Source organism: Sphingobacterium multivorum (assembly GCF_039511225.1).
Lineage (GTDB): Bacteria > Bacteroidota > Bacteroidia > Sphingobacteriales > Sphingobacteriaceae > Sphingobacterium.
Genome location: NZ_CP154261.1, coordinates 1,424,963 through 1,448,405, shown reverse-complemented (window position 1 = coordinate 1,448,405; position 23,443 = coordinate 1,424,963). Strand labels below are relative to the sequence as shown.

At 39.8% G+C, this 23,443-nt stretch carries 19 protein-coding genes; 14 read left to right on the top strand and 5 right to left on the bottom strand.

The genetic code is table 11. The features are described 5' to 3' along the window. Nucleotides 1-4: 4 nt before the first annotated feature. On the bottom strand, nt 5-772 hold the full coding sequence (locus AAH582_RS06015) for a hypothetical protein (RefSeq protein ID WP_343321502.1): 768 nt from the start codon (nt 770-772) through the stop codon (nt 5-7). Between the two features lie 420 nt (nt 773-1,192). On the opposite strand from AAH582_RS06015, the gene AAH582_RS06010 reads away from it, so the two are divergent. The 14 genes from AAH582_RS06010 (at nt 1,193) to AAH582_RS05945 (ending at nt 18,045) form a co-directional block, all read left to right on the top strand. Next, complete coding sequence (locus tag AAH582_RS06010) at nt 1,193-1,831, top strand: hypothetical protein (RefSeq protein WP_333888458.1); 639 nt, start codon at nt 1,193-1,195, stop codon at nt 1,829-1,831. Nucleotides 1,832-2,404: 573 nt separating this feature from the next. Continuing rightward, a complete protein-coding gene (locus tag AAH582_RS06005) occupies nt 2,405-3,175 on the top strand; it encodes a sensor histidine kinase (RefSeq protein ID WP_343321501.1) in 771 nt (256 codons plus the stop codon). Between the two features lie 5 nt (nt 3,176-3,180). Continuing rightward, complete coding sequence (locus tag AAH582_RS06000) at nt 3,181-3,849, top strand: response regulator transcription factor (RefSeq protein ID WP_343321500.1); 669 nt, start codon at nt 3,181-3,183, stop codon at nt 3,847-3,849. Nucleotides 3,850-3,999: 150 nt separating this feature from the next. Continuing rightward, nucleotides 4,000-4,947 (top strand): DUF2589 domain-containing protein, encoded by a 948-nt coding sequence (locus AAH582_RS05995; protein WP_201670331.1) that lies wholly within the window; start codon nt 4,000-4,002, stop codon nt 4,945-4,947. An 11-nt stretch (nt 4,948-4,958) separates the two neighbouring features. Then, nucleotides 4,959-5,708 carry a hypothetical protein gene (locus AAH582_RS05990; protein ID WP_343321499.1) on the top strand — a complete coding sequence of 250 codons (750 nt, stop codon included), beginning with the start codon at nt 4,959-4,961 and terminating at the stop codon, nt 5,706-5,708. After that, nucleotides 5,705-6,250 (top strand): DUF2589 domain-containing protein, encoded by a 546-nt coding sequence (locus tag AAH582_RS05985; RefSeq protein ID WP_343321498.1) that lies wholly within the window; start codon nt 5,705-5,707, stop codon nt 6,248-6,250. The genes AAH582_RS05990 and AAH582_RS05985 overlap by 4 nt, the downstream gene beginning before the upstream one ends. A 1-nt stretch (nt 6,251) precedes the next feature. Then, nucleotides 6,252-6,467: a hypothetical protein gene (locus AAH582_RS05980; RefSeq protein ID WP_201670328.1), complete on the top strand. Its 216-nt coding sequence runs from the start codon at nt 6,252-6,254 to the stop codon at nt 6,465-6,467. Between the two features lie 12 nt (nt 6,468-6,479). Further along, nucleotides 6,480-7,232, top strand: coding sequence for a trypsin-like serine peptidase (locus AAH582_RS05975; RefSeq protein ID WP_343321497.1), 753 nt, complete (start codon nt 6,480-6,482; stop codon nt 7,230-7,232). Between the two features lie 234 nt (nt 7,233-7,466). Then, entirely contained in the window at nt 7,467-8,054 is a 588-nt protein-coding gene (locus tag AAH582_RS05970; RefSeq protein WP_046672100.1) for an RNA polymerase sigma factor, read from the top strand. Nucleotides 8,055-8,111: 57 nt separating this feature from the next. Beyond that, nucleotides 8,112-9,215 carry a FecR family protein gene (locus tag AAH582_RS05965; protein WP_343321496.1) on the top strand — a complete coding sequence of 368 codons (1,104 nt, stop codon included), beginning with the start codon at nt 8,112-8,114 and terminating at the stop codon, nt 9,213-9,215. 180 nt (nt 9,216-9,395) lie between these two features. Further along, nucleotides 9,396-12,878 (top strand): TonB-dependent receptor, encoded by a 3,483-nt coding sequence (locus AAH582_RS05960; RefSeq protein WP_343321495.1) that lies wholly within the window; start codon nt 9,396-9,398, stop codon nt 12,876-12,878. 24 nt (nt 12,879-12,902) lie between these two features. Then, entirely contained in the window at nt 12,903-14,570 is a 1,668-nt protein-coding gene (locus AAH582_RS05955) for a RagB/SusD family nutrient uptake outer membrane protein (RefSeq protein WP_343321494.1), read from the top strand. An 11-nt stretch (nt 14,571-14,581) separates the two neighbouring features. After that, nucleotides 14,582-15,928, top strand: coding sequence for an alpha-L-fucosidase (locus tag AAH582_RS05950; protein WP_343321493.1), 1,347 nt, complete (start codon nt 14,582-14,584; stop codon nt 15,926-15,928). A gap of 353 nt (nt 15,929-16,281) precedes the next feature. Next, nucleotides 16,282-18,045: a hypothetical protein gene (locus AAH582_RS05945; protein WP_046672103.1), complete on the top strand. Its 1,764-nt coding sequence runs from the start codon at nt 16,282-16,284 to the stop codon at nt 18,043-18,045. 69 nt (nt 18,046-18,114) lie between these two features. Here the strand turns inward: AAH582_RS05945 and AAH582_RS05940 are convergent, their stop codons facing one another. The 4 genes from AAH582_RS05940 to AAH582_RS05925 form a co-directional block, all read right to left on the bottom strand. Further along, a complete protein-coding gene (locus AAH582_RS05940; protein WP_343321492.1) occupies nt 18,115-20,529 on the bottom strand; it encodes a TonB-dependent receptor in 2,415 nt (804 codons plus the stop codon). Nucleotides 20,530-20,662: 133 nt separating this feature from the next. Then, entirely contained in the window at nt 20,663-21,778 is a 1,116-nt protein-coding gene (locus tag AAH582_RS05935) for a hypothetical protein (RefSeq protein ID WP_343321491.1), read from the bottom strand. 94 nt (nt 21,779-21,872) lie between these two features. After that, nucleotides 21,873-22,475, bottom strand: coding sequence for a hypothetical protein (locus AAH582_RS05930; protein WP_343321490.1), 603 nt, complete (start codon nt 22,473-22,475; stop codon nt 21,873-21,875). A gap of 132 nt (nt 22,476-22,607) precedes the next feature. Beyond that, on the bottom strand, nt 22,608-23,141 hold the full coding sequence (locus AAH582_RS05925; RefSeq protein ID WP_159729715.1) for a sigma-70 family RNA polymerase sigma factor: 534 nt from the start codon (nt 23,139-23,141) through the stop codon (nt 22,608-22,610). Between the last annotated feature and the right edge of the window lie 302 nt (nt 23,142-23,443).

Sequence of the window (23,443 nt, the reverse complement as noted above, 5' to 3'; positions counted from 1 at the left end):
GGTATTAGCGATAACTTATTTTACGTGTGATAATATGATCTATCTTATTTCGACTTTTACTTTTTCTTGTGATTTTTACCCAATTCCCTTTGTTATCATATTTATAACTGAATTTATACGTGTCATCATCCACAACATCACCATATTTGTTGTACGTATATTTTGGATTCTTAGCCGTAAAATCAATAAGGGATTTACTCGAACTCAATATCTCATTGTTGACATCCAAAACTGTGCAATAAACCCTGTTATTGGGATAATCATACCGCGCCACCTCACTTCCGTATTTACCTCCATCGATAACCAGTTTGATCGGATTGCCCCGTTCATCATTTGTAAATTCTATTTCTTTGTAAATATTGGTCGATCCTTTTGTTTTGATTTGTTTAATCAAAAAGTCATGTTGGTCATACTGGTATTCAACAATAGACTCATCCTGCTGGTTATAAGGTCCTGTGCTAAAGGTAGTCTTTTTAATTAACAAGCTATCATCCTTATACTCATTTTGAAAGGAGCTACGAGCTCCGGTCTCCACGGTATAAGTTTGGCCGTTCAGGACTTTTTGTTGTGCATTAAAATAATACCTCTCTCTTCTTGTTGTGGCGTTACCTGAAAGACTATATAAAATCGATTCTATTTCTACATGGCCAACACTGTACTTCGCATTAAAAAGAAGATCCCTGTCTTGGGATAATTTAGAAAATATACTCTGTCCGTGAACACCGGATAAAAACAAAACTGATAGGATGCAATAGATTATATTAGTATACATGAATCTAATCATATTTTTTTATATATCAATTGAAAAGCCTCTTATCGCATATTCCATAACTTAATTAGAGTTAAGCATAAAAAACAGAATTTAGAGTCATTTCCTAATGAGCTTATAAAATTATATAAAAAACTTTATCTTAAAAATTAATTTAACCTAAAGAATCAAATTTCGTAAGGTAGCTTTCAAGGGATATGGGATACAAAATTGTGCTCGCCAGGATGAGCGATCCTATCACCTATCTCATTTTCAGGTAAACCTGCCCTTTCGATATTATCTATCCAAATGAAAAAGACAGTTAACCACTATTATTCCTTTAAGAATGAGAATTATGGATTGTCCTTAGCTACTTGCCCAATGTAAAATATTTCACTACATTTATACATCGAACTAAATAATACTAATATTTAATTTTTGACCATGAATTTGAAAGATATTTTCAAAAGCCTAAAAAAATGGGACAACCTAATCCATGACAATACAAAAGATTTTAAAAAACTCAAAGATCTACTTTTGGATGTAGATTATTTTAAATTTAGAATCCCATACACAAAAGCCTCGAAGTTTATCCATGCATACCCGGGTATCTACAAGGGCAAACTCACTATATTTATCATAGCCGACATATACGATACACGTAAATACAAAGGAGAATTGAGCAAATACCTGCAAATGGCAGAAGTTGTGAAATATTCGAAACCACAGTTATCCGATGAGATTTCTCGCGACGAAGCATTAACAAGGATCTCCACTTGGAAAAAAGATTGCCAATGCTGGATCCCGAAACAGGCCGGATGTAAGACGGGGTTTCTAAAATGTTATCTTATTCCTACCAAAGATATCATGCCAGATGATGAAATGGGAACAATAGCTTACTTTGCGCTTAAAAACAGTGAAAATGGAACCGCCTTTGAAGCAGATTTAATTCTCAAAAAAGATGATGGAACTGCTGTAGAGAGCAGTTCGGCATACTATGACACTGTAAAACTTGTTCCTCCTTTTTCACCAACAGAGGAAATGTATCTCCTTTCGGAGGCTGCAAATTATGTTGTGGATTAAATTTGTCGAATACCTGACCCTCCTTGTCCCCCTAGAATTAATGGGCGGTATTATTTTGCTCAGTCGGAAAAAACAATTTTATCAGGGATATAACAACTGGTTGATGACCTACCTGATTATATCCCTAATAACAGATCTTTCGGCACGTTGGATCGGAAAGTACTATGCTAATAATCTCCTATTGGTGCCTATCTATGCATTTTTTGAAATGCTAATTTTTACAGGATTATATTTTCGCTATATTTTTACCTTCAGGCATCCTTTATTACTAATATTGACGGCGGTCACAGCCTTATACATCACAACGGAAATCTTCATGCTGGCCTCTCTATCGACCATGGAATTTCAATCGTATGCTCGTACTTTGTCTGCTTTCCTTTTAACTATTTTTTCCACCACATATTTAATCGAGCAAATGAAAACAAAAAACTCGGCAGGGTTAATGATGCGATTAAATTGCAGTATACTTTTCTATTTCGCTTTCAGTTTCTTTATATACCTGCCCATCAACTTTTTTATTAATGCACCTACCCAAACAAAGTATTATTTGTGGATAGTAAACCTTTTTATTGTATGCCTCTTTTATCTGTCTATTATAGCGACTATTTGGCAATCTGGCAAAGCCAAGACACCATAACCTTATGGATTTTAATAGCCATTCTTTTTGTGGGCTTCATCTTGTTTGTCCTTATTAAAATATATTATCTGCATATAAAGCAGCAGTATGAAAATAAACTAGCGAACTACAATCTACAGCGTATGCATGAGCTTCAGCTACAACGTGCCACGATAGAGTCTATTGAAAATGAGCGCAAACGACTCGGCGCGGACCTACATGACGCGCTTCTTTCCCAGCTTACAATTTTAAGACTGAAGCTTCAGCTAGGAGCTCCTTCCTCTACACTCGACCCGATACTAGAACATTGTATTCAAGACGGCCGACGTATCTCACACGATTTATTTCCACCCATGCTTGAAAATAAATCTATTGAGGACCTAATTATGGACATTTTAAGCCCTTGGAAAAAAATATTCCACGTCCCCATCATTACCGATATCCGACAGGTCAAACATTTCTCAAATGAGGTGAAGCTCCATCTTATCCGTGCTGTCCAAGAGATCTGTACGAATATTTCCAAGCATGCTAATGCTAACACGATCGAGGTACATATCCGCTTGTCAGCACGATACAATGTGCTTTACATCGCTGATAATGGGATTGGATTTACCCCCTCCGATAAACCTGGCATAGGCATGCAGAATATACACAACCGAATTGCGCTGATCCATGGAAAATATAAAGTACAGCAGCGACCAGGCACTCGATTTATCATTGTATTTTAAAAATTATGGAAGCAATAAGAATAGGAATTGTAGACGATGACCAACTTATCGTCGAACTCCTGCAGGACTATTTAAATATGCAGCAGGATCTGAAGGTTGTACTTGCCGCAACCAGTGGGCAGGAGTGTTTGGACAACTTACAAAATATATCAGCAGAGATCGACCTCTTACTGGTCGACTTAAAAATGGCACAAATGAATGGTATCGAGCTTATAAAGCATTTGCGTGACAGGCATCCTGAGATCAAGATTATTGTGGTCTCTTCGCACTATCAGGATTCTTCGTTAGGATTTATGCTCAAAAATGGAACGGCTGCTTTTATACCAAAAGGTATCGCTCCTGCGGCGTTGCTTTCGATCCTATATGAGGTGCACCAAAAGGGGTTTTTCTTCTATAAACAACAACTGGAAATACTTCGTGAGCAAATTTCCTCGCGGGTATCAGCTCCAAGTTGTGGCTTTGAAATACTGACCGATCGCGAAATAATGGTACTGAAACTCATTGCCCAACAAAAAACAGCAAAAGAAATAGCGGAATTGCTATTTATAACTTCACGTACTGTGGAAGGGCACAAAAACAATATGTTTGTCAAAACAGGAACCAAAAATATCGCTGGACTGGTCATTTATGCTATTCAAAACGCTATCATTGACCCGAGCAAACTCATATTATAGCCTATTATCCTACGAGCTGTAGATATTACCTGTTTTGATCAAATAGGTAATATCTACCTAAAATGTAAGGGATTTTAATTGAAAATTTGTTTAAAGCTTTTCATCATGCGCATTGTTGAAACAAAATAAACAATTATAAAAATTAAAATCATGGCAATAGACACCACACCATCGACGGTAGCAACGAATGCTTTACAAGCGCTACCTTTCTCATCATTAATTGGCGGCCCCCTAGATGCAGCCATTAAAGCCCAGGCAATGGCAGCAAAGACCAGTTGGGAATTTATCCAACAGGTCGGGCTTAACGAAAACCCACAAACGGGAAAAAAAGAGGCTATCAATGTCACTTTCTTTTACAACAAAAATGGACAGATGACCAAGTTGATCGTACCATTGTTGACAATAGTTCCTATTCCTTACATTGCGATCGATACCATCGACATTAATTTTACAGCCAATATCTCTGCAGCATCCTCCAGTGTAAGTGAAACCAGTGAATCTACAGCCTTTGATGCAGGTGGTTCGGCTAAGGCGAGCTTCGGAATAGGCCCTTTTAGTGTAAGTGCAGAATTCAAAGCCAACTATTCAAGTAAAAAAGATTCAAAAGCTTCTCAAGATTCTAAATATTCAGTAGAATACACCATGAATGTCGCTGTACATGCAGGACAATCCGACATGCCTGCTGGATTAGCCACAGTCCTCAACATCTTACAATCAAGTATTACAGATGCCAATGATAAGGGAACTTTTGTCATTACTCCTGTGCCACAAATTGATATTTCCAAGTATAAAAATGGCGAAAGTATCAGCATCCCTATCTCTGCTACAATCAAAAATGCGGATGGCCTTCTTTTGGCAAATGAGGTTGTCAACTTGAGTCTCGTTGACCCAGTGACGGGCATCGAGTTTACCGATCCGGGAGCTGGAAAGTCTATCCAAGCAACAACAAATGAGCAGGGACAAGCCGTTTGGGAAATTAAAGCCACAATTAAACAAGCTACAGAAATCAAGGGCGTATCCAAATTTATATTGAAAGATGACAAACAAGGACTTAGTGCCGACGGCATCTTACGGTTTGAAGGTACACCTGCAACTTAACACTTAAAGAGATGACTGTAAATAAAGTTTTTACAGATTTTCTTGAGGACATGGTACAGGCACAATTCAATTCATACCTGTATTCTCAAAAACTCGGTGAGCAGGACAACATCCTGCTCCCGATACCTTTTGCAGAAATCAAGGAAATCACACTGGATCTTCATTATGCTTATGATACCAGTAGCCCACAGACTAACCGGTTTCAGTATGATGTTCATTATCTCAAAGCCCAGATCCAATCTCAACTGGCGGTGAGATTGAAAAAATTAATTAAACAGCTTATCGACGAGATTGAGGAAAACGACAGGGCAGATGATGGACAATGGCCTGTTGTAAAAAAGGGAATACAATCCGAAACATTTCGTGATTATATTAAGAAATTGTATGATAACTGTTTTCAAAAATATCTATTACCGCTTATCGTAAACAGCGATGAGACACAGACGGATCTGAGTACAAAAACATGGACATCCTTACTCTACCTATTTGAAAAAGAGCAAATTGAAAAAGAAGTTCTCGGCCACAATGAAGTTAAAAATTGGGTTACTCACAGAATGCAACAGGATGCATTGGCGACCCTTTATACTTTGCAAACAGAACAGGAAGATCATTGGGATATACTTTTTCAAAACGCAAAGAAAACAGTGCCAAGCGCAATTAACGTTATCATCGATTCAGAACAATTAAAAAGCTTGCCCGCTTCAGCGATCCAGCAAGCAAAAATTGTGATGCACATGAAAAATTTAACTCTTGAAACATGATGAACTTGCAACCACCAAATAACAGTACCCATCAATTGAAAGATCTTTTCAAAGCACCGATGGATGCCGTTGTTGAAGCCGATATGGAGTTGAGTGAAAAAATCACAAAATTCATTATCAATTATGGCTTTGAGGCACCTGGAGATGGAGATATAAAAAAGATCCATGCGCTCAAGATGGTGCACTTTAGCTATACGATGAACGATAAAACTGTGGAATTTAGTATACCAGTGTTGACACTCATCCAACTTCCCTTATTACGAATCAAAACTGCCGACTTTGACATGAAAGTCAAACTGTTTACGGTTAATGCTTCTAAAGAAAAAGAAAAGCCGTCATTTCTAAAGACTGAAACTAAGAAAGAAGGAAATAGTGCAACGCGATTAAAAGCTTACTTAGCTCCCGAGACAAATGATTCGTATGAAAAAACGAAAGCCAATATGAATGTCAAACTAAGTATGGTAGACGGTGATATGCCTGCAGGAGTGATCCAATTACTGGGTTTGCTTAGCGAATTAAATAAAGTAAATAAAGAGAAATAATATGTCAAACACTAGCAATAACACGGGGCTTCAATGCCCAAACTGTACGGGTAAAATTAAACTCTCATTTGAAGATTTACTCTTCAAAAACAAGATTACCTGTCCATTCTGCGCGCTGCAAATGGAAATGACCGTACCAACCAACATGAAACATCACCTGCAAGAGATCATGATGGCAGAAAAGATGGTATCTAAAACTAAAACATTTAACCGTTAAACATAAATTATTATGAACAATTTAAATTTTTTTATTCCCATCGACGGTAACGTACCGACTCATATCGATGACACAACAATTTATCCATATAATCTAGTTGGAATGTTGTCTTTCAATATTGCTGGAAACGCATACATAGGCACGGCTACACTTATAAGATTTGGCAAAGAAAAAGAAAGCGACCTTCTGTTGACATGTGCTCATAACTTATACGATAGCGCCGAAGGTGAAGCCAGCGACGTTATGTTTACACCAGGGTTTAATGATCCTCAACAACCTTACGAACCCATATCTGCAAAAGCATTTCGTTACCCCAATGGTTTTAAACAAGTCGCCGTATCTCTCCTGACCAAACCCGAGGAGGCCACTGTAGAACAACTAAAAGAACATGCGCGCTATGATTATGCGCTCATCAAACTTGCCAAACCAATAGAAATACAGAATATTTTTAAATTCGCCGTTGTTCCTGACCAACATCTTACAGACCTCGCAGTTAAAATGGCAGGCTATGGATATTATGATCAGGAAATGGCACATGCCGTAGGAAAAATTGCAGAATATGAAGAAGACAGAATATATCACAATATGTCTACCCGCGCTGGAGCAAGTGGGTCAGCTATAGTTGACAGTACCGCCAGCAGAATCATCGGTATACACACCCATGGTGACTCCGCTAAAAAGCTTAATTATGGTGTACGAATCACCGATGTTGTTTATGATAACTTAAGACAATGGCGCGATGAGATGAATAACGATTCGATGTAATCGCCTACCCAGCTCCACTCAAGTGCCAAGAAGCGAACAACAGAGTGTCCTGTCGACAGATTATGCAGGACACTCTGTTACAGAGTGAAAAAGTATATAGTTAACTTTTACATTTTTTTGCTCAGCTGTGGGCATCCTCTTTTTCGATCAAATATTACGCAATCGTGTGCATGCAAACAAAAGCTGAATAGATTTGCTCAACTATGCATTGTTTACTAATATTGTCCATTGATCATGTACAATAAGCAAAAAATAGAAGAAAGGGATCTGCTGCAAGAGCTAAAGAATGGGAACTCTCTTGCCTTTCAGAAGCTCTATAACACTTATTTTGCCTTATTATATCTTCACGCAACCAATAAGTTGCAAGATCGCGAAGCCGCTAAGGATATCGTCCATGACTTATTTGCTTCGATTTGGCAAAACAGGTATACGTTGGCTATCCAGGGAGAAATATCTGCCTACCTTCACAGTGCCATACGCTACCGTGTAATAGATCACATCGCCAAAGAACAATCAAAAACTAAGTATTTGGCCTCCTTACCTCCTATTACAACACATCATACTGGAGGTACTGACCATTCCCTAAGGGAAAAATTGCTTCAGGAACAAATAGATCGTGTGCTTAATAAGCTTTCCCCACGCGTAAGAGAGGTCTTTGAACTGAGTAGGGAGCACTATCTCAGTCACAAGGATATCGCAAAAAAGCTTAATCTATCAGAACATAGCGTTCGCAGTTATATGAAAGAAGCCCTACGTCTGCTTCGCAGTAAATTAGGAAGCCTGCTTTGGGTAAGCTTACTGTTTTTTTGTAAAATTTTCTAATCGCCCCCCCTCTCCCCCCTTCTCATCCGTCATATAGAAGTAACCAACTATATTATCATGATGAACCAAGAGCATGGAAATGGCCCGTCCTTACTTAAGAAATATCTAGAAGGGAAATGTACAACACAAGAACAAGCGCTTGTTGAAGAATGGTATCTTAATCTAGGTGAAGACCAAATTCCATCTGACAAGGAGCTAATTTCGGATGTAATCGAACTACAAAAAAGATTAAAGGGAATCTCTAAAAAGCAGCCTTATAATAATAAAGGGTACATTATAGCAATTGCTGCAATTCTCCTCGCTTTTTTTACAATTGGAACAATACTATATCTACAACGGAATAATAATCAAGAAAGCAAACATGAATTGTTTGTTGATGACATTGCGCCTGGCAAAAACAAAGCGTTATTATCAATAGATGGGCAACCAGCAATTGCTCTAGACGGAAAAAATAGCAGCATTATCTCAAAAGAAGGCTCATTGGGATACAATAATGGAACGACGATCATTGAAACGGAGAATGTAAAAACAATCCGGCTTTCAACACCGGCTGCCGGTCAATTTGAAGTCGTGCTGCCTGATGGTACCAAAGCATGGTTGAATGCCTTATCCTCTATCACTTATCCAGCGGCCTTTATTGGTAAAGAAAGACAAATCCAGCTGACAGGTGAAGTTTACCTGGAAGTTACCAAAAATATACACAAACCATTTGTCATACAAACAGCACAACAGCGTATTGAAGTGCTGGGGACAAGTTTCAACGTCAATACCTATAATGACAATGGCCGTTCATACACGACACTTGTCAGTGGCAGTCTGCGCATTACGGACACAAAGACTAAACATCAGGCCCTCTTAAGTCCGGGGCAACAGGCAATTGTCAATGGAAAAGATGCTATTGAAATAACAACCAGCGGTATTGAAGATAGTTATGCATGGAAGGACGGTCTTTATGTACTGCATGAGGAGCCTTTGAGCCAATATGCACGCAAGATCGAACGTTGGTATGACGTTGAAGTCGACATGGGCCCCTATGGCGATCGTAAGTTTTCAGCCATTATCCCAAGGGACGCCAAATTATCTGAAGTGTTGCAGGCTATTGAGTTGAAGTCAAACGTAAAATTCACACGAGAAGGAAGGAGGATTGTAGCTATGCGATAACCTGACAAGAAAAGCTTTTTCATCGACATTCGAGAAGAGATCCGAAACCAATTATTGTGTTAGTTCCTCAGAAACCTGGAACGAAAACCTATAACCGCCAATGTAAATCTGACTCATATGGTCTCCGCAACCAAGGACTGTATAGATGTCAACCTGCATTGTTTATTAAACTTAAAAAATATGAAAAAAGATCATCCAAGGTATTATTACCAATACCTGAAATCTTACAAGACACACCTGTCTATGAAACTAACCTTTGTTCTATTATTGGCTTCCATTATGGCGGCTATGGGAAATGTTCGCGCACAGCGCATTAACCTCAACCAGCATAAAGCACAACTGAAAAATATATTGATTGAGATCAGTAGACAGTCTGGTTACACGTTCATTTATGACGAGAACGACCTGAAAAATATTAAACCGATCACGATCAGTGCTAACAATAAATCGATCAGCTCTCTATTGGATGAACTCTTAGTCGATAAATCGTTAGATTATCAAATAAAGGGACGCTCTATCGCTATAGGGCGTAAATTGGCGCCAAAGCTTATTGCTAAAAACGTCAATGACAATATTCAAAAACGGACAATCACAGGGCGAGTGACAAACGAAAATGGGCAAGCTCTTCCTGGTATAAATGTTCTTTTAAAAGGTAGTACCATCGGCACAAGTACCAATGCCCAAGGGGAGTTTTCCCTTACTGTACCGGAATCAAACAGCCTATTGATTATTAGCTCCGTTGGATATGCAACAGCAGAAATACCCACGCAGGGGAAAAACGAAATAAATGTTGTTCTAAAGGCGGCAAACAGTAACCTCGAGGAAGTCGTCGTTGTCGGATTCGGTACCCAAAAGAAAGAGAATCTGACCGGAGCAGTCGCAACTGTAAGTGCCAAACGTCTAGCTGATCGTCCAATTGCGAATTTAGGTCAAGGACTACAAGGTTTGGTTCCAAACCTAAACATCACTTCGGCCAATGGCAAACCTGGCACTGGTTCTCAATTCAATATCCGCGGTACAGGTTCGATCAATGGCGGTACCGCAGGTCCACTGATTTTAGTAGACGGGGTACAACGTGACCCCAATTCTATTGATCCTTCGGATGTGGAAAATGTAACCGTTTTAAAAGATGCTGCTGCGGCAGCTATATATGGCGGTAGAGCGGCCTATGGCGTCATCTTGATTCAGACAAAGAATCCGAAAAGCCAAAATCCACAAATCAATTATACAGGAGAATACACCATTTCCAGGCCTACCAAAATGGCCAAATACATCAATTCGATCGATTACATTAGGATGCACCGCCAGGCAAATCGAAACGGACAAGACGGCGGAACCACGGCGACAGAGTCTTTTACAGAACAAGATTCTATTCTTGCAAATGCCTACTTTAACGATCCTGTCAACAACCTTCCGGTGTATGTAGACCCTTCCAATCCAGCCAAGTATCGTTATGTAGGAAATACAGACTGGATTAAGGAACAATATCCAGGTTGGGCGCCGATGCAAAGACACAATCTATCATTACAGGGTGGCCGTGGTGCAACTTCGGTCATCACTTCTTTAGGATATCTACAACAAAAGGGGCTTTTTAAAGAGGCTGGCCAAAAGTATCAACGCTTGAATCCATCGATGAAAGTAAACTCTGAGATTACAGATTGGTTAACCTTAACAGGAAATTTCGCCCTCACACATATAGACGATAAAGAAACCGCCGGAGTCGTTACGGGGGGAACATCATCTGGATGGATCTCTGGAGACTTGAGACCGACTATGCCAATTCGACATCCTGACGGTAACTTTTCAGGACAAGGAAGTTTTACCAACCCATTCGCTGTAGCTGCCAACAACGGAAAAAGAAAACGATATTCTAATGATTTATGGCTAACCGGAGGAGTGAAAATCAAACCTATCGAACATGTGTCAGTCGTCGCTGATTATACCTGGAATGCCTACAACAACTTTTTACAAAGCCATCAGATTCCTTTTAAGGAATATGGTGTGAATGGGATTCTGCTCGGAACATTTCCTTGGACAAACCCTTCATCTGTATCAGAAACAACAGATAACCATAATTACTTTGCTTTAAATGCTTTTGCAACATACGAAAACACCTTCGCCGAAAAACATTATTTTAAAGCAATGGTGGGTATTAATCGAGAAAGCAGCCGCTACAAACGATTAGGCATATTCGCAAATAATCTTGTCGACCCCACCAAACCGGCGATTAATCTAAATAATGATCCAAGACCAAGTGTAACCGGGGCCGAAAATGAGTGGGCACTCTTTGGGACAGTTTTCAGATTGAACTATATTTTCGATAAGAAATACCTATTGGAAATTAATGGTCGTTACGATGGATCTTCTCGTTTTTCTGCTGATAAACGATATGTCTTCACCCCTTCCGTTTCTGCAGGTTGGAGAATCTCGGAAGAAAGCTTTATGGAAGGCATTAAGGATGTTGTCAATGATTTAAAATTGAGAGGATCATACGGTGAATTGCCTAACCAAGGCTTTAACAGTAATGATCTGTATTCTGCGACTAATTTCTATCCTTACCTACCAACAATGCCCGTAAACAATAGTGTAGGTTATATTTTTGGTAATCAAACCGGTGTAAGTGTCGGGGCTCCAGGGCTTGTAAGCACAAACTTTACCTGGGAAAAATCGGCCACGACCAATTTCGGTCTAGATTTCGCCTTACTTAAAAATCGTCTTACCGGTAGCTTTGACGTTTACGAAAGACGTACACGCGATATGCTTGTTGCAGGGGTTCCACTGCCATCCGTACTGGGAACAGCCGCACCGAGCCAAAATGCAGGTACATTGGTTACCAAGGGATGGGAACTTAGTGTTGGTTGGAATGACCACATAGGCGACGAGCTTTCCTATGACTTGATGCTTTCGCTATCGGACAATCATGCCAAGCTCACTAAATATCCATTGAATACAACCAAAATATTCAATAACTGGTATGAAGGTAAATTAGACGGCGAAATATGGGGATTTGAAACACAGGGTTACTTTCAAAGTCAGGAAGAAATCGATTCGGCCCCAAAACAGACCCAAGTATGGGGTGGTACCTGGCGGCCTGGCGATATCCGCTATGCAGATTTAAATAATGATGGAAAGATCGACTTCGGCAACAATACGGTCGGTAACCCTGGGGACCGGAAAATCATCGGAAATTCCACCCCTCGTTATTCGTTTGGCCTTAACATGGGGTTAAATTACAAGAACTTCGATTTCTCCGCTTTCTTACAAGGTATAGGCAAACGAGATACCTGGATCAGCAATAGTGCTTTCTGGGGATTTACGAGCGAATGGAATGTCCCTTTTGTCTATGCAACAGATTATTGGACACCAGAAAACAGAGATGCTTATTTTCCGAGGCTACGATTTGGTAATGGTGGCAACTCGCAACAGCAGACAAAATACCTTCAAAACGCGGCCTATCTTCGGGTGAAACAACTTACATTGGGTTATTCATTACCTAAAAAATGGATTGAAAAGGCCAAACTCGGTCGTGCCCGTGTGTACATTTCGGGACAGAATCTCCTAACGTTTACCAACCTGTTTGATGCCTTCGATCCCGAAGTCCTCAATTTTCAAGATGCTCCACAGAGTAAATCGGTGGCATTTGGACTACAACTCGGATTTTAATTGACAAGATTTAGCTTTTAGTTTATGAAAACATTAAAAACACTACTCATACTTGGTTCATTGGCATTTATTGCTTCTTGTAAAAAAGATAGCTATCTGGACAGGCTACCTTTGTCCTCTATAACCGAACCAACGTTCTTTAAGAACGAAAATGACCTGATGCTCTACGCCAATCAGTTTTATACTGCCCTGCCTACCCAAAATTTTATCCAAGACAATCAGTCGGATGACAAAGTTCCAAGCAGTATAAACACCTTTCTAGCCGGTCAATATGTTGTTCCCAATACAGATGCCAGTTATAACTGGACAAATATCCGGAATGTCAATTATTTCTTACAGCGATACAATAATGCTGAAGCAAGCCCGACGATTAAAAATCAATATGCCGGTGAGGTTCGGTTCTTCCGGGCTCTTTTTTATTGGGGACTATCCAAACGTTATGGAGACGTTGCCTGGTACAGCAAGGATCTTACGGAAAAAAGTGAAGAGCTCTATGCGCCGAGAACGCCGCGAAATATCGTGATGGATTCGGTCCTGGCCGACCTAAATTTTGCTCTTAATAATATTCCAGCCGACAACGTTTCTGCGGGTCGCTTGCATAAGTATGCCGCTGCTGCGCTCAAAGCCCGGATATGCTTATGGGAAGGAACCCGAAGGAAATATTTCGGCGTCGAAGGGAGCGAAAAATATCTTCGCGAAGCGCTCAGTGCTGCGGAACTTATTATGGGATCAAATAAATATTCTCTATACTCCACCGGGAACCCGACAACGGATTATTATAATCTCTTTATCCAGCAAGAACTCAATGGCAATACCGAGTCTATCCTTGGAAGGCGCTACCTCCAAAGCATCCTAATGAATGGTATCAGCAGGACTTTGGGCGAGACAGGAACCGGTTATAGCAAGGATTTCGTCCAAAATTATCTTTGCTCAGATGGATTGCCTACTGCACTTAGTACAAAATATAAAGGAGACAACACGCCTGAGGATGAATTTGCCGATCGTGATCCACGGGCTAAACAGACGATTGCAACCAAAGGCTTTGTCTTACTACAAAACAGCGATGGATCGAAAGACATTATCGATCTACCAAGAATTGGAACAAACACTGCAAATACAGGCTATCAACTGATCAAGGGAAGGAGTGCTGACCCCGCTATGTGGCAGGCCAATCAATCCACGCTAGACTTCTTTATCTTCCGATATGCTGAGATATTGTTGATTTATGCCGAAGCTAAAGCGGAACTGGGTGATATCAAACAAACGGATATTGACAAAAGTATCAATCTGCTACGAAGACGTGTCGGTATGCCGGAGATGATTATTGCTTCGTTAAAAAGAGATCCCAATTCGGCATTTCCAGAGGTTCCGGTTTTGATAGACGAAATTAGACGGGAACGCAGAGTCGAACTCGCTGACGAAGGTTTTAGGTTTGACGATCTGTTACGCTGGAAAGCAGGAAAAAGAATCGAACGTCCTGAAACTATATTAGGGATGAAACTTACTCCAGCTTTAAGAGCCAAATACCCAGCTGCACAAGTCAATGGTATAACCGTCAATGGCGATTTTTATATTCGGATCTACACCGCACTAGAAAAAAGATCATGGAATGACAAAATGTATTTATTTCCAATACCGTTAGAGGAAATAAGTTTAAATCCTACTTTGGGACAGAATGCAGGATGGCAATAGTACAAATAAAAATGAAGAACTATATTTTAATGATCCACTTCCTTTTGTTGCGCTTACTTTGTTACGCCCAACAAAAGGAAGTGTTCCCTTCTCCTGCCCATGTAGCATGGGCTGAAGCGGAGATCGGGGTGATTTTTCACTTCGATGTTGTAAATTATGTACCCGACTATAAATGGCAACAATGGGGCTCGCATCCTCCAGCCTCGGTCTTTAACCCGAGTAAATTGGACACCGATCAATGGATCAGGGCTGCCAAAGCCGCAGGTGCAAAATATGCCGTACTCGTTGCAAAGCATTGCTCGGGATTCAGCTTATGGCCTACCAAAGCACATGACTATAATATCAGCAAATCACCTTGGAAAGCAGGAAAAGGCGATATCGTAAAGGATTTTATCCAATCCTGTCAAAAATATGGCATCAGACCTGGCATCTATGCCAGTGCTTCCGCCAATGGATATTTGCATGTGAATAATCCAGGTAAAGTTCAATCAGGAGGCCCACTTACGCAGCAACAATACAATGATGTTGTGAAAACGCAGCTTTCCGAATTATGGTCAAATTATGGTAAGCTGTTTGAAATTTGGTTTGATGGTGGGGTACTGCCCATAAAAGATGGCGGACCAGATATTGCTCCGTTACTAAAAAAACTGCAACCTGATGCTGTGGTTTTTCAAGGTCCAAGTGATGCCAAAAATTTAATACGATGGATAGGAAATGAAGAAGGAAGAGCACCGTATCCCAATTGGAGCCGTTCGGATTTTACGACATCAGCTACCGGAACAATTGTTATCGATGGTTTGAACGGCAATCCAAATGGATCACTATGGTGCCCCGGAGAAGCCGATTTCCCTATGCGCACCGGTTGGCAAGGTGGATGGTTTTGGAAAGAAAATGGACAGAAGCTCCTTTCGGTGGATCAGCTAGTAGATTCCTACTATACCAGTGTAGGCAGAAATTCCAACATGTTACTGGGCATTGTAGTCGATACGAGCGGCCTAGTTCCTAAGGAGGATGTTGATCGACTAGCGGAGTTTGGCAGAGCATTGACCACTGTCATATCCCATCCCGTAGCAATCGTTAAAAACAAAGCAGCAAAAGACTTTACCCTAGACCTGAAAACGCCTAAAACTGTAAATCAGATCATCTTTGGTGAGGTAATACAGCGTGGCGAGCGTATTCGAAAATACACCATAGCCGCCTGGATCGATAATAATTGGGTAAACGTTGCTTCTGGTGAATCAGTTGGCAACAAAAGGATACATAAGTTTGACAAGATCAAAACATCTAAAATTCGCTTTCATGTCATCGAAGCGACAGAAACGCCACAAATCAAAAGCTTTGCAGTTTATGACATTTGAGCCTCAAGAAATAATTGCCCAAGGAGCAGCGATAAAGGAGTCCTTCTTTAAGCTGCTTTAATACGTTAAATTTCAAATGAGAATTAGAAAAAAATAACTCCATATAAAAGGGGAATCACAACGACAAGAAGAAACAAAGAATTTCATCTTCAAAAAGTAAGGGGCTGATTTATGTCAGACCCTTTTCTATACATGTAAACTCAGTTGAGCATGTAATGGGAAAATTTATGTTCATTAAAAGTTTACACAGCATAAAATCTAGTAGTAAAACAACTACAGCTTTATAAAAATTAACCGCAACAAAACTTAACTATAAGATTTTTGGTTTACTTTTGCGATAGATATATAATATTATGAAACAGAAATTTTACCTGCCACTTCTAGCATTGACATTGACCGCAATTATTAGCTGTAACAAAAACAATGATAACATTGATGATCCTAAAAATCAATCTGTTGTTATTGACAATAATGCAAGTCAACTGAATGCACGTTTAGATCATCAAAATGCTGGTTTATTGCCGTTATCTAATCTTTTAGCATCCGGTAAGCGAGCAACCAGTGGTTCGACAGTCACTGCTACTCAAAACCCAGACTTCTCGTTAGCATTGGTCGCACAAGTCGCTCCTCCGGATTATGAAGGCAATAAGCTTCGTGCAACCCATGTTGCTGTTTCGGGGAACTACGCTTATGTAAGTTACAATACCGAAGGCGATCGATATCTTGGTGGTGTCGATGTCATCGACATTTCAGATATTAACAACCCACGTCTTATCGTAAATGCCAAATTGCCGAATATCGACATAAGCTCATTAGCGGTTGATGGCAATAGCCTACTCTTAGCTGGAGCAGCAGATGAAGGTGTATTGGCAAAAATGACCTCCCCTGCAGTTCTTATTGTTTTACCGCTTCAGAATGGCTTACCTACCGATGCTTATCGTTATACAGGTCTACCAAGTTATGTGGCAACAGATGTTACTTTTAACAACGAAAGCCAGTATGCTGTTTCAGGTAATGCTGGTGCTATTTCTAAAATCAATAAATCTTCGGGTGCTATCGAAAAATCGGTAACTATTGCGGATCTCCTATCTGTAAGAACATACCAGAATCAAGTGTATGTGCTTTCAGGAACACAGGGGATAAAAGTTGTATCCAATAATCTTGATCCGGTTAAAACAATCAATGTGGGTCAAAATCCAAGTTCAGCAAAGCGTACTATTGATTTTTACAGCAGTTATCTTTTAGCTTCTGAAGGCGCTCAGGGCTTGGGTATTTATAATATAAATACAGGAGCTTTGGATAAACGCATTAGTATTCCAGTAAGTCCTGATGACAGCAACATGGATCCGGAAGATATCGTGACCAATGCTGTATCCACAAACGACAAACGTGTGTTTGTTGCCAACGGTGGCGCTGGTATCGCAGCTTATCAATTTGACACACAAAACAACTTTAACTATATTGGTAGTGCAAGTTTCAATGCGATTGACAATAGTTCAAGTAATTTTGTCATCAGTAGAGATAACTATGTTTTTGTCGCAACCGGAAAAGGTGGCTTAAAAATTCTTAAACTCATCGATCTGAAACCAACAACTCCGAGCTGTAATGGTACTTATCCTGCTTTCACAGGCAGTACACAAGGAGACCTGAATGTTAATAGTGAAGCGAGCTACTCGGATACAAAAACATTTGCTTCAAACGTAAATATCAACAGGAATTTTAACTGGTGTGGAACACTTAATATCAATGGAAATTCTGTTAACATCAACAGCGGCGTATTCAACATGTATGGTTCAATAGCTTTGAAGCAAAACATTAACGTCAATTCAACGATGAATTTGGTAGGTTCAGGCGTTATTGGTGGAACCTTTACCGTGAACGGGAGTGGCATATTGAGCGTAACAGGTTCACTTTCTCAGGGAACTGTCGGATCAAAATCCACTTCATTTATCAATGGTAAAATGGTTATTGACGGTGAAGTTGTCGTATACGGTAACTTGACTATTAATGGTAGTGGAAAGGTAGAATTTGCCAACAGCAAGTCTAAATTAATTGTTTATGGAAGTCTTACAAATTGGGGAAGCGTTACTAACGGAGCAATTACACAAGTCAAATAAGACATTGTATAGCTATTAAGCAGATCATAAAAAAGCCACATCATCTGATGTGGCTTTTTTATGATCTAGTTAAAACCTCAGGCTGAGCTGCACAGCAAAATTACGTGGCATCTGAGCCACGATTACCCCCTGTCCTGCAAAATATTCGCTATTGTTCAAATTATTCATACGCACTGCAAATCGATATTTATCTCTTTCCAGAAAAAGAGATGTATTGACCAGCGTGTATGCCGGAAAGGTGAACCGCCCTGTCGCTTCTTGATCTACAGTAATCTGCTCACCGACACGGTTAACACCAAGTCCGATTCCAAATCCATGAAGGGTTCTATTCTGAAATACGTAGCTAAGCCAAGAGTTAAAGACATTTGCCGGTCCTGCAGATGCAGGTCTTCGCCCTTCAACTGAAGCATCAGCTTTCTGAAATTTACTATCGTTGTAAGTATATCCGGCCATAATATTTAATCCTCTCACCGGGTTAGTGATCAGTTCAAATTCAACACCTTTACTACGTTGTTCTCCATCCTGGATCGTGACAATAGCAGATTGTCCATCCTGGGTAACTTCAATATCCCTGCTCATATTATTCACCGTGATATCATAATAAGATGCAGTCATGTTGAAGCGATTTTTCCAAAGATTAGCCTTTAATCCCGCCTCCCATTGTCCAGCCATTTGCGGCTTTAAAATATTACTATAGCCTACAATTCCTTTATTGTCAACAGGTGCAACATTACTAAAGCCATTCATGTAATTCGCATAAGCTGAAAGCTGCTCCTTTACCAACTGATAGACCATACCAAATTTGGGGGATAAAGCTGTTTGTTTATATTCTCCATCACGAACGTTCGTATTCAGATTGAGCTGTCCTCTGGAATCAAAATGGTCTAAACGCAGACTTAAAAGGGTAGTCCAGCGATCTGTCAGGTAGACAACATCGGAGATATAAGCGCCATAAACATTGTTAGATGCGTAGGTTCTGATCATATTGCCTTTTGATTTCTGAATACTTGCCGTTGCCAGTTCCCGGGAAATAAAACCATAGCCACTTGTCAGATTTTGGGCATTTACGGTATCGTACTTCACGATAGGTGAATGGTTATTACGTAAGGACTGATTGAGATAATCAATTCCAATTAGCAGTTTATTTTTAATGCTTCCCAACTGGAATGTACCATTGAGATTGTGTTGTATGCTTGTTGAAGCAGCCTCAGAATTGTTCCATTGCACGTTGCGCTCAAGCAAAGCATCACTGGTATTCCCGCGGATGAACTGATACTGATAAAGGCCTTCCGTTTTACGAAAATTTCTGGAGATAATGGTTTGGGAAGTCCAGGTATCTGATATCCGATAATTGATCTCACCTTTGATATTAATTGCCGGAGCTTTCAATGTCATATCGTTATTAGAATAGGATCTTGTCCAGTCAAAACCTAATTCTTTCGGTGTTCTGGCAAAAAATTGGCGGTTTCTGCTCAAGAAGATAATCGGCGTATTAGTACCTTCGTAATTATAGATTTGTGCTCCAAGGTTAAATGTCAAACGTTCACTGACCTGATAACTGAACGTTGGCGCGACAAAGAATGATTTTCTGAATTCGGAATCCCTAAATCCATTCTGATATTGATAAGCACTATTCAATCGAAATAGTGTTTTTCTATTGCGATCTACAGGACCATAGACATCGGCAGTCAGTCGATTGAGATTAAAACTTCCAAATGTATAGGCTACTTCGCCACCAAAATAGTCACGGGGCTTCTTTGTCGTCACATTAATCAATCCGCCAAAAGAAGTCACGGCACCACCATACAAGGTTCCTGCTGGTCCTTTGATTACTTCTATACGTTCTATATCTGCTGGATCAATCTCCCCATTTGTCGTAGCGGGAACGCCATCCACCATAGAAACCTTCGTTGGAAATCCCCGCAAACTGTAATAGAAGCTACCGTCGCCACTACCTCGACCAGGACTACCCTGCATCTTAATCATACCAGGTACATTACGCAATGCATCAGAAACGTCAGTAGTCAATTGCTCCTTCATGATCGTTTGGTTGATGCTGGTATATGCCTGCGGATTTTCCATATAAGATAGTGGTATCTTGGCAATCATTGTTGTATCCTGATCCAAGAATTTGTTTCTTTTATATCCATACACGGTTACCCCATCTAAATTGTTCATTTTTTTGATCACATAAATGACAGGAAGGTTGTCTGCATTTTCGTTAATACTGATATTTTCACGGATAATCTCCACGTCATTGACAGAGGCCTGAAGAATGTATTTTCCCGGAGGTACATCATTAAAATAGAATTCACCAGCGGCATTGGTCCTAGTCTGGTAGGCCGTATTCAGGAGTCTCAATAGTGCATCTTTTGCCGGAATGCTTTCGGATATCATAATCTTTCCTTTGACTTTGTCCTGCGTTTGCGCCGTGGCAGCAAAGGATAATATGCAACATAAGAAAATTGATAAAACTGATTTCATAACTGAAAAAATAAAAAAACATGAATAATATATATACAACAATAAATATTTACACTAAACGAAAACACTAGTCAATAACATTCCCATTGCTGTTAGCAAACAGCATTTCAATTATTCGACAAATATTTTATCGTTATCTGATACGGGCGATATAGATACCACTTCCGCCAAGAGCCTCTATTCTAGTTTTGAAAATTTGGCCATCATCCTGTTCAAGAAAATGATAGGTACCATCTTGCGCTCCGAAATTGGAAAAATATTGTTTACCATCCACCTCACCCACTGGATAAATGGTTCCATATTTATCTAAAAGAGGTTGATCCTTATAGGTCATTTTATGCAAATCAACCACCGCCAATTTGGTCGGGCAGTTAAACCAGGCCCCGGGATCTTCTGGAACTCTCCATCCCTTTTCAATATACTGCACCAGCACATCTTTACCTTTGATATAAATAACCGACACGATACGATGCGCATCAAGTACTTTCTGAAGATCGACAAAGAAGTCCGTATCAAAGTTCCCATCTTTCTGAACTTTCAACAATCCTCCTGTTGGCGGTGAATCTACTACAGGTGAATAATCCTGTGCTCGAGCAATATACTTAGAAGGTCTGTAATACAGGTCGCCATTCAAAATATCCACAGCAAAATTATTATACCCTAACGACATACGTGAATCACTTGAATACTGTATTTTCTTTCCCTTGTAATTGAAAACAGCAACCTGGGCATTGGTCGGAAATTTAGCAAAGCTATTGGGATTTGTTCCTATAGGCAATAGTACGGTATGATCGTCCGTTACAAAGGAATAATAGGTGTTTGTATTGACCTCTGTAGCTTTTCCCTTCGGAAGTGGTTGTACGTTTAAAGATGCAGCAACATGCATTGTAGTTGGATTGAACTGGATAATCTTTCCGTCGGCAAGAAAGAATGCATAAGCCTCTTGCTCGGAAATAAAGGCTAACGAACCAAATGATTCACTGTTAACTAAGCTTTTGAAATGAATAGAGTCAGTCGCCGTTATCTTCATCTGTTTATCTACATGATACTTCCTCAGCATAGCAGAGATACCATCCCAAATGTAAGGATGCTCGCCATAGGAATATATCGCATTTTCGCGCCCCAAGAGCAACATATCTTTGGGATCAACTTTTTGGGGTATATCCCGATAGGCTCCCAAATAGAACATCCGCCCTTTGGGGGTATTCACACGCGTTCCGATCACAATCAATCCATTATCGTTATTCATCTTACTATTTGACGGACTGTTGCAAGCAGTCAGAAAGAGAGCTAGCAGACAGATCGTTAAAATAGCGTAATTTGTGATTCGAAATCTGTAAATTTTATACATTGTTTTTAGCTTTTCCCGCATATATTTTCACATCACCGCGGATGAAACGCGAACAATTATCTTCTGGTGAAAGATTGCTTTCTTGTACAATAGAATGTTTGCCATCGATGGTTTCCAGATAATAGGTCTCGCCCGGTGCCAAGGTGTATTTCTCGCCGTTGCTACATTCAATTGATTTAACTTTAGATGAACGGTTGAAGACCTGAAGGTATCCCGAAAATTGTAATCTGCAGTGGTCGTCCAAAATCTCAACATCACCCTGGGCAGAAGTAATGACAATAGCATCGGAGTAGCGCTGATCGTGTGAAGTCCATTGTTGGCAGATTAAACCTATTAGTAACAGTAATCCAAGAGCCGCTGTTAACGGAAGGTAGTCACTTTTTTTCCGTGTACGCACAAGCTTGACTACATTTGTTCCTATTATATTTTCGTGAACACGATCCCATACAGATGCTTTCATGGCATACAATTCATTCGTTGGGATAATACTAGTTTCAACTGAATGATCATCGAGCCATTCTTCAACTGCTTTGCGTTCGGCTTCACTGGCCGTATGCTCATTATATCGTTTTAAAATATCTGGGTTAATTTCCAAAATACAACTCTTGTGTAATACGTATTGTTGTTATATCAATTTTTCAAAGGAAACGGCAATTATCTAATTATAGCCCCTTTATTAGTATAGTTGGCCAAAGTACCTAATACCCTTAGTCTGTTTTGATTTTTTTTATATTTTTCGATCGATACTATTTTTGATCGCTTTCAAAGCTTTGGTCAGATGTGCTTCAACAGTCTTTTCAGCGATTGATAAACGTTGCGAAATCGTACGGGTATTAAGCCCCTGTTCTCTGCTCATAACAAAAACTGTTCTGCACTTGGGAGGTAACTGATCGGTTATTGCATGGATCCTCTTCTTTAAATCCCTGAAAAAGACAGTTTTCTCAGTGACATTATCGCTCTCTTCCTGCTCAATATAAAGCTGCTTAAGATGTATGTTCCGACGATTATTGGTTTTGAGGTAATCTAAAGCTGCGAGTTTAGCAGCACGATTCAAATAATGTTGTATAGGGATGGATAGTTGGATTTCAAACCTTCTTTCCCAAAGTCTGAGATAAATATTCTGTACAAGTTCTTCTGTGATCGCGTGGTCTCTTACTTGTTTAAAAATAATATTGAATAACTGCTCGGAAGTATTCCTATAAAGGACCTCAAAATCATTAGGAGTCTTAAAATCAACAATTATGGTATTTTCGCTCTTCACAGTTATTTAGAATAAATCTAATTTAATGCAATTATAAGAAAAGATAGCGATGTAATCCTAATTTTTTCTCAATTCAAACCATTTGTCAATCATCTACCCGCTATAGGTAGGCAGATTTATATATTTGTCAAGTTCTAGGATTTACGGTTTATACGATGTTAGGTAGATATCTATTCTCCAATCTCGGTTCTTTATTGATAAATTACCTTCTGTTGAAGTTATTTGTTGAGCAATTTCTTTGATATCCTACTCCATCACAAATTTTCTGCACTTTTATTGTTACTATTTATAGCTTTTTAATG